Consider the following 12,811-nt stretch of genomic DNA (forward strand, 5'->3'; position numbering starts at 1 on the left):
GGCGATACGTTATATCGTTTCAATATTTCAGCTTCGTGCAGCCGCCGCACACTATCCTCCAGGGTCCCCGCTACCATCGTCGCTTCCATGCCGTCTCCTGCTCCTGCGCGTGCACCGCTGTCGTCCATCACCCTCGATGCGGCAACTTTCGCGGTGATTCACCAGCACAACGCGGATATCGCCAGGCAGCCGGCCTCGCTGACCAAGCTGATGACCGCCTACGCGGCTTACGAATGTGTCGAGGAGCGCGGGCGCTCGTGGGGCGACGAAGTCACCATCGCCGCCGACGACGTGCATGCGGTCGCCGACGATGAAACGCGCATGGGCCTGGTACCCGGCGAAACGGTCACGCTCGCGCGCCTGCTGGAAGGGTTGATGATCGTCTCCGGCAATGACGCGGCGCTGGCCATCGCGCGCCACCTGGACGGATCGCAGCCTGCGTTCCTGGAGCGCATGAACCGGCACGCACGCCAGCTCGGCCTGCGCAGCAGCTGGTTCGCCAGCGTCTCCGGCATCACCACGCCGCACCATGCATCCAGCGCGCGCGACATGGCGGTGCTGGCCGCCTGCCTGCTGAATGACCATCCGCAGATACTGGCAATCACCGAGCAGCGCGCGTTCGTGCATGGCAGCTTCAGCCGCAACAACCAGAATGCGCTGCTTGGCGATGACGGCGTGGATGGATTGAAGACCGGCTACACCCAGGCAGCAGGCTTCTGCCTGGCCGCCACGGCATGCCGGGCAGTGCCCGGGCGGGATCAGCCGGTACGCCTGATCACCGTGGTATTGGGTTCTGAAAGCCGCGACGCGCGCGACGCACTGGTACGCGATCAGCTGGCGGCAGGATTCGCCACGCTGGCCAGCAGCACCGCCGGGGCCTGACTCCCGAAGCCGCTCAGCGCCGCTTGACCGTCGCCACGATCAGCCGCTGCAGCTCGGCCTCGGCGTTGGTCTTGTCCAGCGCGCCTGCCGCCACGGCTTCGGACAGGGCTTCTGCCGCACCGAGAATCGCCCAGCGCCCAGCAAGGGGCACCGTGCCATCGGCGGCAAACGGACCCAGCCATACGTCGCAGTTGTCGATGAAGTCCTGCTGGTAACGCCGCCGCACCTCGTGCAGTTCCGGCGCTCCTACCAGCGCGGCGAGGATGCCCTGCACTTCACTGCCCTGGCTGAGGATGCAGTCGATGTAGCCGGAGGCGATGGCCGCCGCACGGTCGGCCAGCTGCGCGCGGGCGCGGCCGATGCGCTCGTGGAATACCACCGTCTGGCGCCCGTCATAGTCATCGTAGAGCGCGGCCAGCAGGCCGTTGCGGGTCACGAAGTGATCGTAGGCCACCGGCTTGGTCACGCCCGCCGCCTCGGCCAGCCGACCCAGCGTCAACGCGTCGGTGCCTTCTTCGCCAACCAGCGCCCAGGCCACGTCCAGCAACTGGCGGGCGCGTTGCTCGCGGGTCAATCGGCGGCGCGTGGGAGCGGCGTTGGCAGGCATCGGCGGAACACGGCGATCAGCGCATCGGGGTGCCTATTTTACGGCCGATCGCCAGCGCGGTCTGCAGATGCGTTCCGGCCGCACCGGTATCGGCATCCAGCAGCAGGTCGGACGTCAGCACGCGCGCGCCGCAGTAGTCGAAGATGCCCATGTCGATCTGCGTCTTCATCGCCGCATCGTAGCCACGACGTTCAACCATCGCTGCATCGGCGCCGCCCAGCCCCACCAGATGCACGTTCAGGCGCTGCAGCTTCTTCACCAGCTTGCCCTGCGCATCCTGTGCGTAGGCCCATTCGTTGGTGAAGACCCGGTCGATCCAGCCCTTCAGCAGTGCCGGGAACGACCACCAGTACAACGGGAACACCAGCACCAGTGCATCGGTCGCCTCCAGCCGTGCGTGCTCGGCGGCGATGTCGGCCGGTACCGCGCCAGTGCTGCGGAACAAGGCCTGGTCCTGGGCGTTGAAGCGTGGATCGAAGCCTTCGGCCATCAGATCGGCGTAGGCCACGGTGTTGCCGGCGTCGGCAGCAGTGATGGCGTCGCCGATGCGATGCGCCATCGCATGGGTCAGCGAACCGGGTTCAGGGTGGGCGATGACAATGAGGCTGTGCATGGGGGGTCTCCAGAAATCACTACCTACCGATAGTAAGTAGTGATTTTCGGGATACCAGCGCCATCGATGGGACGCTGTTTTCGCATCCACCGTATAGTGCGGCGGTGCCCTGTGAGACACCCGCCGATGCGCCGATACCTGCTTGTTCCCCTGTTGCTCCTGCTGCTGGCCGCGATGGCCCCGGCGGCGCGGGCCGGCGTACTCAGCGCCGACGAGTCGGCGGCCCTGCGCCAGGACGTGCAGGCGATGATGGGCGCATTCGCCCGCGGCGATGCCGAGCTGATCATCGCCCGCACCCATCCCAGCCTGAAGCGCCTGGCCGGGGGCGATGAGGCCTATGCGCGGATGACCCGCGACACCCTGAAAGAGCTGCGCAAGGCCGGGGTCACCATCATCAGCGACGAGGCCGGTGTGCCGGGCCGCACCTATGCAGCCGGTGATGAAGAAGTCTGCTTCGTGCCACGCCAATCGCTGCTGCGCGTGCGCGAGGCGCCGATGCGCAGCACCTCGTTCATGCTCGCCGTGCGCCGCGTCGGCACAACCCGATGGAGTTTCATTGACGGCGCTGCACTGCTGGACAACCCCGCGCTGCTGCGGCAACTGCTGCCGGCGCTGGAGCCTGGCGTGACGCTGCCCAAGGGCGGGATGCAGGCGCTGTAATCGCAGGCGCATCCATCCACGCATGGCGTGGATCTACTGCCGTCTGCTGGCCTGGGCCAGTGCCGGGGTTTCCGTCAGCGGAACAGGGCGTTCAAGGCCGTGCCCGACGCCGCCTGCTGCAGCCCATCGAAGCGTCCGTCCTGCACGATCGGCTGGGTCGCCTGCATCAGCCCGCCCCACGCGGCACGGGCGAGTGCGCCGCCCAGACTCACCCGGCGAATGCCGAGCGCGGCAATGTCCTGCAGGCGCAGCGGTGTCGGTCCACCGACCAGCAGGTTCACCGGCTTCGACCCGGCAGCGGCGACCACCGCGCTGATCTGCTCGCGCGTGCTGATGCCAGGTGCATACAGCACGTCGGCACCGGCCTCTGCGTAGGCACGCAGGCGCTGCAGGGTGTCCTGCAGATCCGGCACGCCAACGAAGAAGTTCTCGGCGCGGCCGACCAGCAGCACGTCGCCACCCGCGCGGTCGATGGCTGCACGGGCAGCGCGCAGGCGCTCGACCGCCTGGTCGATCGGACGCAGCGGTGCATCGGCCACGCCGCTGGCATCCTCGATCGACAATGCCGCAATGCCGGTGTCGATCGCCGCGGCCACCGCCTCCTGCACCGCCTGCGGCGTGGCGCCGAAGCCATCACCGAAGTCGGCATTCAACGGCAATGGGGTCGCTGCCGCCATCACGCGCAGATGCGCCAGCGTGGCCTGCAGCGAAACCGCTCCGTCCGGACGTCCTTCGCTCCAGGCGCAGCCGGCACTGGTGGTGGCCAGTGCCTGGAAGCCCTGCCGCTGCAGGTAGCGGGCACTACCCACATCCCACGGGTTGGGCAGCACGAAGCAACCCTGCGCGTGCAGCTGGCGGAAGAACGCGCGCTTTTGCTGTGTGTCGGCATCGGGCGAGATCATGGAAGGGCTCCGGGCGGCAGACCTGCACCCTAGCCCGCCCAGCGGCCACGCTCAACGACAACGGGGCGCACCTGCATGAGGTGATGCCCCCTGCTTATTGGACGCTGTGGATGCGGGTGCCCGAGCGTGCTTGCCTGCCCACACGATGCCGCCACGGAGCCCTTCATGCACCCGGACCCGCAGACCCTCACCGACGCCGGCGATGATGACGCCCACTGGGCCGACCTGCTGTCGCCGGCGCGGCGCCGCCTGATCGCTTCGGCGGGTCTGGCCGCTGGCGGCCTGGCCAGTGCATCGACGGCCGCCGCAGCACCGCGCGGCAACGACGCGGTGAACACCACCGAGCCTGGCCGCCCCGGCTTCCGTGCCATCGTGCCGCCAGCACCAGAAGGGCGCAGCCCCTGGGGCCAGGCCACGGCCAGCGAACCGACCCCGCGCCCGGCCAGCGTGCGTCCCGGCGAGGCCACCCTGCCCGTGACCCCACGCGCCTACACCGACATCAAGAGCTATCACGCGCACATCTACTTCGACGAGGACAGCTTCGAGAAGGCTGCGCTGCTGCGGCGCTGGGCGGCCGAGCGCTTCCCGGTGGAGCTGGGCAACTGGAACCTGGAACCACGCGGGCCGCACGTCACCCCGTCGTTCTACTTCGGCTTCACCAACGACCTGCTGCCGGTGCTGGTGCCCTGGCTGCAGCTCAACAGCCTGGGCCTGACCATCCTGATCCACCCCAATACCGGTGATGGCCGCGCCGACCACCTGTATTACGCGTTGTGGGTAAACCGCGCGCAGCCGGTGAATGCCTACAACTGGCCGGCACCGAAGCCTGGAGAACGGGAACCGCTGGAAGAGGTGTTTCCGAATGTGGTGCCGACGGTGCCGCTGGAGACGTGAGCGGGGGCGTGGCGGGGGGCAGTAGGTGTGCGGCGCACCTTGGGCTGCCCCTCGGTGGGTGCGTAGCGTGCTACGTACCGAACGTCCTTCATCCACCCATGGCGTGGATCTACCGACCGGAGGCCCATCATCCACCCGTGGCGTGGATCTACTGACCGGTAGCCTCATCCGCGCGTGGCGTGGATCTACCGCAGCACCGCCCATGGCAGCATCAGCCTGCCCATGCCTGCCGCCATCGTCGGCCTACGTGCAAGCATCCCCGCCCTGCGAGCCATTCAGCGCGCCTTGATCCAGGGCCCGCCATACGGCCACAAGCGCTCCGGCAGATTTCAAACGTTCGATTGAAACGCTGCAAACTTCGCCGAACTGGACAGCATCCGCCGGTTCCGCCAGACTGCCGCCCTTTCCCGTCTTCCGGATCCCATGGCGAAGCTGCTGGTCCTGCACGGCCCCAACCTCAACCTGCTCGGCACACGCGAGCCGGAGGTCTACGGCCACACCACGCTGGCCGACATCGACCAGGCCCTGGCCAGCCAGGCATCGGCCGCCGGACATGCGGTGGAGAGCCTGCAGTCCAATGCCGAGCACGTGCTGGTGGACCGCGTGCAGGCCGCACGCGACGACGGAACCGCTTTCATCCTGATCAACCCCGCCGCCTTCACCCACACCTCGGTTGCCCTGCGCGATGCGCTGGCCGCGGTGGCGGTGCCGTTCATCGAGATCCACCTGTCCAACCCGCATACCCGCGAACCGTTCCGCCAGCACAGCTACTTCAGTGACAAGGCGGTGGGCGTGGTGTGCGGCTTCGGTGCCGACAGCTACCGCTACGCGATGGACGCGGCGCTGCTGCGGGTATCCGCCACCTGATTGTCGACCCGGGCGCCCACGGCGCTCTCCTCACCTAGATAGAAACCAAAGAGGCCCTCATGGATCTGCGCAAAATCAAGAAGCTGATCGACCTGCTGGAAGAGTCGAACCTGGCTGAAATCGAAATCAAGGAAGGCGAAGAGTCGGTGCGCCTGTCGCGTGCCCCGGTGGCCGGCTATGCCGCCCCGGTCGCCGCCCCGGTGTACGCCGCTCCGGCCGCCCCGGCACCGCAGGCAATGCCGATGCAGTCGCCGACCGAAGCCTCCACCGGCGGTACCGCCAAGCCGGGCCCGGCACTGCCGGAAGGCCACGTGCTGCGCTCGCCGATGGTCGGCACCTTCTACGCGTCGTCCGCCCCGGACAAGCCGGCCTTCGTCACCGTTGGGCAGCAGGTCAAGGAAGGCGAGACCCTGGCCATCATCGAAGCAATGAAGATGTTCAACCCGATCGAAGCCGACAAGTCCGGCACCATCGTCGCCATCCTCGGCGAGAACGGCCAGCCGGTGGAATTCGACCAGCCGCTGTTCGTGATCGGCTGAGGGGCACGCCATGCTCGACAAAGTCGTCATCGCCAACCGAGGGGAGATCGCGCTGCGCATCCTGCGCGCGTGCCACACCCTTGGCATCCGCACGGTGGCCGTGCATTCCACGGTCGACCGCAACCTCAAGCATGTGGCCATGGCCGACGAGTCGGTCTGCATCGGCCCGGCGCCGTCGCCGCAGAGCTACCTCAACATTCCGGCGCTGATTGCCGCCGCTGAAGTCACCGACGCGCAGGCGATCCATCCCGGTTACGGCTTCCTGTCGGAGAACGCCGACTTCGCCGAGCGCGTGGAAGAATCCGGCTTCATCTTCATCGGCCCCAAGGCTGACACCATCCGCATGATGGGCGACAAGGTCGAAGCCATCCGCGCGATGAAGTCGGCCGGCGTGCCGTGTGTGCCCGGTTCGGGCGGCCCGCTGGGCGATGACATCGTCGCCAACACCAAGATCGCCCGTGAGATCGGCTACCCGGTCATCATCAAGGCGGCCGGTGGCGGTGGCGGTCGCGGCATGCGCGTGGTGCATGCCGAGGCCTCGTTGAAGACCTCGATCGAAACCACCAAGAGCGAGGCCAAGGCCGCGTTCGGCAATGGCGAGGTCTACATGGAGAAGTTCCTGGAGAACCCGCGCCACGTGGAAATCCAGGTGCTGGCCGACGGCCAGGGCAACGCCATCCACCTGGGTGAGCGCGACTGCTCGATGCAGCGCCGCCACCAGAAGGTGGTGGAAGAAGCGCCGGCACCGGGCATCACCGCCGAACAGCGCGAGCAGATCGGCAAGGTCTGCACCGAAGCCTGCATCCGCATCGGCTACCGTGGCGCGGGCACGTTCGAGTTCCTGTACGAGGACGGCCGCTTCTACTTCATCGAAATGAACACCCGCATCCAGGTGGAACATCCGGTCACCGAAATGGTCACCGGCATCGACCTGGTGGCCGAGCAGCTGAAGATCGCCGCTGGCCAGAAGCTGTCGATCAAGCAGAGCGACGTGGTACTGACCGGCCACGCGATCGAGTGCCGCATCAACGCCGAAGATGCTGAGACCTTCGTGCCGAGCCCGGGCACCATCACCGGCTTCCATCCGCCGGGCGGCCCCGGCGTGCGCGTGGATACCCACATCTACAGTGGTTACCGCGTGCCGTCGAATTACGACTCGATGATCGGCAAGCTGATCGTGCACGGCCCGGACCGCGAAACTGCCATCGCCCGCATGCGGGTGGCGCTGAGCGAGATGGTGGTCGACGGCATCAAGACCAACATCGCCCTGCAGCAGCGGATCATGCGCGACAAGGGCTTCCAGGCCGGTGGCCAGAACATTCACTACCTGGAAAAGCGTCTTGCCGAGCGCAAGAACAAGCCGATCGCACTGACCTGATCGGCAGCAGGTACTGGACATGAAAAGGGCGGGGATATCCCCGCCCTTTTTCTATTGCCGTAGAGCCGAGCGTGGGCTCGGCTCTGTAGCAGGTGCATCAGCGCTTGTCGGCAGCTTCGGCCGGGATCTGCGAATTCGCCAGCGGGCGAACACCATTGGGCGAGCTCGGGTCGACGATCACCATCGTCTCGGTGGACCCATCGGGCCACACCACCTGAAAGGTACTGCCTGCCGGCAACGAAGCAAACGGCATGCCGCTCTGCGCGCGATAGACCGCAGCGACCTGGCTGGCACCCACGCGGCGCACATCTTCCTGCGCCTTCACCGTGGTCAGTTCCACTTTCGACAGATGCCGGTAACGATCTTCATAGGTGTCGATCATCAACAGCCCGACCGCGCCGGCCGAATAGGCCACGAACAGTGCCACCCAGAACCAGAACTTGGCCCCATGCAGGAATCGACGGTAGTTCATTGCCCGCCCCTCTTTCCAACCAATCGCTTGATCCACTGCTTCATTTTCCCCGCACCTTGCCGCGAAACCGCAGCGTCATACACGAAATCCCGGAAATCCTGCGTCCCATCCTGCGAACAGATCCCTCCATTCGCGCAAAAACTGTTGACCAGCACGCTGTCGGCACCACACGGTAGACCGAGCTCGCAGGCCGCAACCCGCCACGCCAGTTCACTGAGCTGTTCACCCGCCACCAGGCCAGTGAGCGCCTGGTCGCCCGCCGCGCGCACGCCCATGCCCGGTGCAATGGCCATGAAGGCCTCCGGATCGCGCGATGTGCGCACCCGCTCGACCAGGTTACGGCGGTACTCGGGGCTGTCATTCAGCGGCTCGCCTTCGGCAAACAGCGATGCTTCCGCTGCGAGGTTGCCCTGCGTGGCCGCCTTGCGGCGCTCGGCCAGCACCAGCGCGGACCCCAGCTTGTCGCCCGGCACGAAGCCGCCACAGCGCTGCGCCACGCGCTCGCGTGCCTGCACCATCGCCGGTGCAGCGGTCAGGCCCAGCCCGGCCAGCACATTGTTGTCCAACCGATAACCGCCCGGATCGATGGCGTACTGCGCGCAGTAGTCGTAGACCCGGCTGAGCATCCAGCGCGCCTCGTGATTGCCGTCGTCGGCCTGCACGCGCAGGCGCTGCGCGTAGGCGTACAGATCGGTGGCATCCTCGATGTCCGCGCGCAGGTCCAGCGGCAGGCCCGAAGGCAGCGCGTTGCCGCGCTCGAACGCCGCCAGGCGACGCGCCAACGCTTCCGGCACGACCGGCAGGGGCGCCGCATCGTCCGCCGCAACCTGCGCCGTCGGCAGTTCGCCTGCGGTCACCGGTACCGACCCGGCATGGCCGCTGGCCCGATACCCGGCCACGCCCAGCACGGCCACCGCCGGCAGCACGAGCAACCAGGTTTTCAGGGTCGGAGCAAAGGCCATTGGCGGCAGTGAGCGTTCATGGCGCACAGGAAAGCACCAAGTTTAGCAAGGCCCGCCAGGCCTGTCTGAATCGGTTCCGTTCATCTCCGAGCGGCATCTCAGGCAATACGGAGACGCTCCGATGGTCTAGCATGGCCCCCTTTCCCGCGATTGCCCCCACCGCCATGCCGTTCCTGGAACTGACCCTGCGTTGCACCGAAGCTACCCAGCCCCGCTATGAGAATGCGCTGGAGGATGTCGGCGCACTGGCCGTCACGCTGCTTGATGCCGAGGCCGATACCAGCAACGAACAGGCCATTCTCGAGCCGGGCGTGGGCGAGACCCCGCTATGGGACACCCTGGTGCTGAGCGCGCTGTTTCCCGCCGACAGCAACGCATTGCTGCTGCTGGCCGCGCTGGAGGCGTTCGACCCGGAACTTGACTGGAGCAGCGGCAGTTTCCGCGCGGTCGAGGACGAGGACTGGGAACGCGCCTGGCTGGACCAGTTCCAGCCGATGGCTTTCGGCAGCCGCACCTGGATCGTGCCGTGGAACCATGAACTGCCGGAGGCCGCACAGGCGGCCGACGCCGCCGTGGTGCGGCTGGACCCGGGCCTGGCGTTCGGCTCGGGCACCCACCCGACCACCGCGCTCTGCCTGCGCTGGCTGGACCAGCTGGCCGTGGATGGCCTGCTGCAGGGCCAGCGCGTGCTCGACTTCGGCTGCGGCTCCGGCATCCTTGCGCTTGCCGCGCTGAAGCTGGGCGCCGCTGAGGCCATCGGCGTGGACAACGATCCGCAGGCCCTGGTCGCCACCGCCGACAATGCCGAGCGCAACGGCGAACTGGCGCGCATGCACGTGTACCTGCCGCCGGACGAACCGGTCGCCACCTACCCGATCGTGGTCGCCAACATCCTCGCCTCGGCACTGGACGCGTTGGCCGAGCTGCTGGCCGCGCGCGTGGCTGCCGGCGGCCGCATCGCCCTGTCCGGCATCCTGCACGGCCAGGAAGGTGAACTGCTGCAGCGCTATGCCGAATGGTTCGACGACCTGCAGGCGACGCAGGATGGCGACTGGATGCGCATCACCGGCGTGCGCCGCGCCTGATCGTGGTTGAATGACTGCTGGACCCGAGCCCGCACCCTGAGCATGTCCGAGCCGAACCCACCGCGACGCCCTCTGGCAACCTTCCTGCGCACCGCCCCGGAAGGTTCGCCCGTGCCTGCGACCGATGCGCGCACGCAGGAACCGGAAGAACACGCGTCGCCTGCCATGCAGGTGCCAGCCGGGCCCGCCGAAGCGGCGCATGTGGCGGCGGAGATGCAGCACGACGATGCGCCTGTCATCGTTGATGACATTGCGGCCATCGCGTCGGCACCGGTTGCAGTGCCGGCGACGACGGCCGCCGTTGACGCGCCGAGTTTCCTTGGCAGTGCGCGCCCCCGCAGCCTGCCGGCACCGCGCTGGCACTGGCTGCTGGTTGCAGGGCTGGCGCTGCTGCTGGTGCTGCAGAGCGTGCTGGCCGACCGTGCGCGGCTGGCCGCCGACGCCGGCAACCGTGCTTGGCTGGGCACGCTCTGCGGCCTCCTGCGCTGCAGCCTGCCGGCCTGGCATGAACCGACCGCCTTCACCATGACCAGCCGCGAGATCCGGCCGCTGCCCGGGCAGGCCGGCGTGCTGCAAGTGCAGGCCAGCATCCGCAACGACGCACGCTGGGCACAGGCCTGGCCGGACCTGCGTCTGTCACTGTCCGACGCTGATGGCCGGGTGATCGGCAGCGGCGTGTTCACGCCTGCGCAGTACCTGGGCGAGAACCCCGGCGCCGCCCTGCTGGAACCGGGCCAGAGCGCGCGCGTCGCCTTCCGTGTGCAGGAGCCCGCCGCATCCACCGTCGCATTCACCTTCGACTTCCTCTGAACGTGAAAAGGCGACCGGCCGTGGCAGGCCGGGCACGCTCGCGCTAGACTGGCCGCCACCACCTCGTCCGGCCGCGCGCACCGCGCGCACGGGCCCACCGAATCGGGAACCCCCTTGAACGCTGTCCTCTCTCGTCCTGACAACAGTCGTGGCGCTCCCCGGCCACCGCTGCGTGAACATGTCGCCCAATCCGTGCGCCGTTACCTGCGTGACCTCGATGGCTGCGACGCGGACGATGTCTACGAGATCGTGCTGCGCGAGATGGAGATCCCGCTGTTCGTGGAAGTGCTCAACCACTGCGAAGGCAACCAGAGCCGCGCCGCCGCGATGCTGGGCATCCACCGTGCCACCCTGCGCAAGAAGCTGAAGGAATACGGCATCAGCGCGTAAGCGCGCGCGGGTAGTGCCGGGCGCTGGCCGGCAACCCCATGAACGATGGCAGGATGTTGCAGTTGCCGGCCAGCGGCCGCCACTACCAGTAGAACCGCGCCATGCGTGGATGGAAGCCGGCAGAATCAACCGCCGCCGCCCGCCTTCCAGTAATACCGCACCACGTGGAAGAACACCGGCGCGGCGAAGCACACCGAATCCAGCCGGTCGAGCATGCCGCCATGGCCCTCAATCATGTGGCCCCAGTCCTTGATGCCCCGGTCACGCTTGATCGCCGACATCACCAGGCCGCCCCAGAACCCCATCAGGTTGATCAGCAGCGACAGGCCGAACGCCTGCAGCGGCGTGAACGGGGTGATCCACCACAGCGCCGCGCCCAGTGCGCTGGCACTCAGCACGCCGCCGACGAAGCCCTCCACCGTCTTCGACGGCGACAGCTTCGGCGCGATCAGGTGCTTGCCCAACAACTTGCCCCAGATGTACTGCAGCACGTCCGAGGACTGCACCACGATCACCAGGAAAGCAAACAGCAGCACGTTGCGCGAGGGGTCATGGCCCGGCACGTGCAGGTTCAGCAGCAGCGGCACGTGCGAGATGCAGAACACGCAGATCATCAGCCCCCACTGCACCTTCGCCGTGCGCTCCAGGTAGTGCGTGGTATCGCCGCCGATGGTCGACAGGATCGGCAGGAACAGGAACGCGTAGACCGGAATCAGCAGCGTGTACATGCCGTACCAGTCGATCCACACCAGGTAGTACTGCCACGGCAGCACGATGTAGAACGCGGCCAGCAGCGCGTAGTAATCGCCTGAGCGGGTCGGCGCCAGGGTGATGAACTCGCGCAGTGCGAACAGCGAGATGATCGCGAACAGCACGATCACCCCGGCGCGGCCGAAGAACAGCGCCAGCCCGACCACGATCGCCATTACCCACCACGCGCGGATGCGCGACACCAGGTTGGCGATGACCGCGCTGGGCCGGCCGCGCTGGCGCCATCGCAGCGTTTCGGCCACCAGCGTGGCCAGTACCAGCACCGCACCGACGCCAGCGAACAGCAGGCCGGTCTGCTGGCCCACGCTCTGCGCTGCCAGGTCGCCGGACACATCGATCAGGAAACTCATGCGCGCCCCCCGTTCGGCGCCAGGTCCAGCAGCGCCTGCCGGCTGCGGGCCAGGAAGGCCGCCTTGTCCTCGTCGGCCTGCAGCCGCAGCGGCGTACCGAAGGTGGCCGTGCACAGCAGCGGCAGCGGCAGGAACCGGCCCTTGGGCATCACCCGCTTCAGGTTGTCGATCCACACCGGCACGAATTCCAGCTCCGGCCGTTGCCGTGCCAGGTGATAGATGCCGCTCTTGAACGGCAGCAGCGGCTCATCGCCCACGTTGCGGGTACCTTCCGGAAACAGGATCAGCGAGCAGTCTTCGTCCACCGCGTCACGCAGGGCCTGCAGCGGATCCTGCTGGCGATGGCCGGCCTCGCGCTCGACCAGCACGCCGTTGAACACCGCATCGATCAGGTAGCGACGCAGGCCGTCGCGCTGCCAGTATTCGGCCGCGGCAACTGGCCGCACCTGGCGCCGCAACGCAGGCGGCATCGACGACCAGATCAGCACGAAGTCGCCATGGCTGGCGTGGTTGCCGTAGTACACACGGCGCTCGCTGGACGGCGCGCAACCGATCCACAGCGCGCGGGCACCGGTCACTACATGGATCGCACCACTGCAGGCGCGGGCAATCAGTTCGGCGAACATTGG

General features: G+C 67.5%; 16 protein-coding genes. 9 read left to right on the forward strand and 7 right to left on the reverse strand.

Features of this window, described 5'->3' with window-relative positions; genetic code table 11:
• The first annotated feature begins 87 nt into the window (after positions 1–87).
• Positions 88–882, forward strand: a complete 795-nt coding sequence (locus tag AC5P68_RS17020) for a D-alanyl-D-alanine carboxypeptidase family protein (RefSeq protein WP_288418992.1) — start codon at positions 88–90, stop codon at positions 880–882.
• A 13-nt stretch (positions 883–895) separates the two neighbouring features.
• Here AC5P68_RS17020 and AC5P68_RS17025 read toward each other — a convergent pair whose 3' ends face one another.
• Positions 896–1,489, reverse strand: coding sequence for a TetR/AcrR family transcriptional regulator (locus AC5P68_RS17025; RefSeq protein WP_005414647.1), 594 nt, complete (start codon positions 1,487–1,489; stop codon positions 896–898).
• 16 nt (positions 1,490–1,505) lie between these two features.
• Positions 1,506–2,102 (reverse strand): NAD(P)H-dependent oxidoreductase, encoded by a 597-nt coding sequence (locus AC5P68_RS17030; RefSeq protein WP_049403528.1) that lies wholly within the window; start codon positions 2,100–2,102, stop codon positions 1,506–1,508.
• 126 nt (positions 2,103–2,228) lie between these two features.
• Between AC5P68_RS17030 and AC5P68_RS17035 the strand changes: the two genes are divergently transcribed.
• Complete coding sequence (locus AC5P68_RS17035; RefSeq protein WP_033834054.1) at positions 2,229–2,762, forward strand: hypothetical protein; 534 nt, start codon at positions 2,229–2,231, stop codon at positions 2,760–2,762.
• Positions 2,763–2,836: 74 nt separating this feature from the next.
• On the opposite strand, the gene AC5P68_RS17040 is transcribed toward AC5P68_RS17035, so the two are convergent.
• The gene (locus AC5P68_RS17040; protein WP_049403527.1) at positions 2,837–3,664 is read right to left on the reverse strand and encodes an isocitrate lyase/PEP mutase family protein; all 828 of its coding nucleotides are present in this window, start codon (positions 3,662–3,664) and stop codon (positions 2,837–2,839) included.
• A gap of 165 nt (positions 3,665–3,829) precedes the next feature.
• Here AC5P68_RS17040 and AC5P68_RS17045 point away from each other — a divergent pair, with 165 nt between their 5' ends.
• From AC5P68_RS17045 to accC, 4 genes are all read left to right on the forward strand, one after another.
• A complete protein-coding gene (locus AC5P68_RS17045; RefSeq protein WP_033834056.1) occupies positions 3,830–4,558 on the forward strand; it encodes a DOPA 4,5-dioxygenase family protein in 729 nt (242 codons plus the stop codon).
• 423 nt (positions 4,559–4,981) lie between these two features.
• Entirely contained in the window at positions 4,982–5,425 is a 444-nt protein-coding gene (gene aroQ, locus AC5P68_RS17050) for a type II 3-dehydroquinate dehydratase (RefSeq protein WP_005411251.1), read from the forward strand.
• A gap of 59 nt (positions 5,426–5,484) precedes the next feature.
• The gene (gene accB / locus AC5P68_RS17055) at positions 5,485–5,964 is read left to right on the forward strand and encodes an acetyl-CoA carboxylase biotin carboxyl carrier protein (RefSeq protein WP_010481080.1); all 480 of its coding nucleotides are present in this window, start codon (positions 5,485–5,487) and stop codon (positions 5,962–5,964) included.
• A 10-nt stretch (positions 5,965–5,974) separates the two neighbouring features.
• The gene (gene accC / locus AC5P68_RS17060; protein WP_049403525.1) at positions 5,975–7,342 is read left to right on the forward strand and encodes an acetyl-CoA carboxylase biotin carboxylase subunit; all 1,368 of its coding nucleotides are present in this window, start codon (positions 5,975–5,977) and stop codon (positions 7,340–7,342) included.
• 97 nt (positions 7,343–7,439) lie between these two features.
• Here accC and AC5P68_RS17065 read toward each other — a convergent pair whose 3' ends face one another.
• On the reverse strand, positions 7,440–7,814 hold the full coding sequence (locus AC5P68_RS17065; protein ID WP_005411254.1) for a hypothetical protein: 375 nt from the start codon (positions 7,812–7,814) through the stop codon (positions 7,440–7,442).
• Positions 7,811–8,776, reverse strand: coding sequence for a hypothetical protein (locus tag AC5P68_RS17070; protein ID WP_049403524.1), 966 nt, complete (start codon positions 8,774–8,776; stop codon positions 7,811–7,813). The genes AC5P68_RS17065 and AC5P68_RS17070 overlap by 4 nt, the downstream gene beginning before the upstream one ends.
• Before the next feature lie 164 nt (positions 8,777–8,940).
• Between AC5P68_RS17070 and prmA the strand changes: the two genes are divergently transcribed.
• The 3 genes from prmA to fis all read left to right on the forward strand — a co-directional run bounded on the left by prmA (position 8,941) and on the right by fis (position 11,061).
• The gene (gene prmA, locus AC5P68_RS17075) at positions 8,941–9,861 is read left to right on the forward strand and encodes a 50S ribosomal protein L11 methyltransferase (protein WP_033834057.1); all 921 of its coding nucleotides are present in this window, start codon (positions 8,941–8,943) and stop codon (positions 9,859–9,861) included.
• A 42-nt stretch (positions 9,862–9,903) separates the two neighbouring features.
• Positions 9,904–10,671, forward strand: a complete 768-nt coding sequence (locus AC5P68_RS17080) for a DUF3426 domain-containing protein (protein ID WP_033834058.1) — start codon at positions 9,904–9,906, stop codon at positions 10,669–10,671.
• A gap of 114 nt (positions 10,672–10,785) precedes the next feature.
• Entirely contained in the window at positions 10,786–11,061 is a 276-nt protein-coding gene (gene fis, locus AC5P68_RS17085; protein ID WP_005419706.1) for a DNA-binding transcriptional regulator Fis, read from the forward strand.
• Between the two features lie 125 nt (positions 11,062–11,186).
• Here fis and AC5P68_RS17090 read toward each other — a convergent pair whose 3' ends face one another.
• On the reverse strand, positions 11,187–12,182 hold the full coding sequence (locus AC5P68_RS17090; RefSeq protein ID WP_005414654.1) for a phosphatidate cytidylyltransferase: 996 nt from the start codon (positions 12,180–12,182) through the stop codon (positions 11,187–11,189).
• Positions 12,179–12,808, reverse strand: coding sequence for a lysophospholipid acyltransferase family protein (locus AC5P68_RS17095; RefSeq protein ID WP_005411260.1), 630 nt, complete (start codon positions 12,806–12,808; stop codon positions 12,179–12,181). Before AC5P68_RS17095 ends, AC5P68_RS17090 begins: the two co-directional genes overlap by 4 nt.
• Between the last annotated feature and the right edge of the window lie 3 nt (positions 12,809–12,811).

The sequence above is a fragment of the Stenotrophomonas sp. YJH_SMC_58 genome (assembly GCF_059369635.1).

Coding starts and splice junctions, on each gene's coding strand:
- AC5P68_RS17020 (WP_288418992.1), top strand. CDS start 88: ATGCCGTCTCCTGCTCCTGCGCGTGCACCGCTGTCGTCCATCACCCTC.
- AC5P68_RS17025 (WP_005414647.1), bottom strand. CDS start 1,489: ATGCCTGCCAACGCCGCTCCCACGCGCCGCCGATTGACCCGCGAGCAA.
- AC5P68_RS17030 (WP_049403528.1), bottom strand. CDS start 2,102: ATGCACAGCCTCATTGTCATCGCCCACCCTGAACCCGGTTCGCTGACC.
- AC5P68_RS17035 (WP_033834054.1), top strand. CDS start 2,229: ATGCGCCGATACCTGCTTGTTCCCCTGTTGCTCCTGCTGCTGGCCGCG.
- AC5P68_RS17040 (WP_049403527.1), bottom strand. CDS start 3,664: ATGATCTCGCCCGATGCCGACACACAGCAAAAGCGCGCGTTCTTCCGC.
- AC5P68_RS17045 (WP_033834056.1), top strand. CDS start 3,830: ATGCACCCGGACCCGCAGACCCTCACCGACGCCGGCGATGATGACGCC.
- aroQ (WP_005411251.1), top strand. CDS start 4,982: ATGGCGAAGCTGCTGGTCCTGCACGGCCCCAACCTCAACCTGCTCGGC.
- accB (WP_010481080.1), top strand. CDS start 5,485: ATGGATCTGCGCAAAATCAAGAAGCTGATCGACCTGCTGGAAGAGTCG.
- accC (WP_049403525.1), top strand. CDS start 5,975: ATGCTCGACAAAGTCGTCATCGCCAACCGAGGGGAGATCGCGCTGCGC.
- AC5P68_RS17065 (WP_005411254.1), bottom strand. CDS start 7,814: ATGAACTACCGTCGATTCCTGCATGGGGCCAAGTTCTGGTTCTGGGTG.
- AC5P68_RS17070 (WP_049403524.1), bottom strand. CDS start 8,776: ATGGCCTTTGCTCCGACCCTGAAAACCTGGTTGCTCGTGCTGCCGGCG.
- prmA (WP_033834057.1), top strand. CDS start 8,941: ATGCCGTTCCTGGAACTGACCCTGCGTTGCACCGAAGCTACCCAGCCC.
- AC5P68_RS17080 (WP_033834058.1), top strand. CDS start 9,904: ATGTCCGAGCCGAACCCACCGCGACGCCCTCTGGCAACCTTCCTGCGC.
- AC5P68_RS17090 (WP_005414654.1), bottom strand. CDS start 12,182: ATGAGTTTCCTGATCGATGTGTCCGGCGACCTGGCAGCGCAGAGCGTG.
- AC5P68_RS17095 (WP_005411260.1), bottom strand. CDS start 12,808: ATGTTCGCCGAACTGATTGCCCGCGCCTGCAGTGGTGCGATCCATGTA.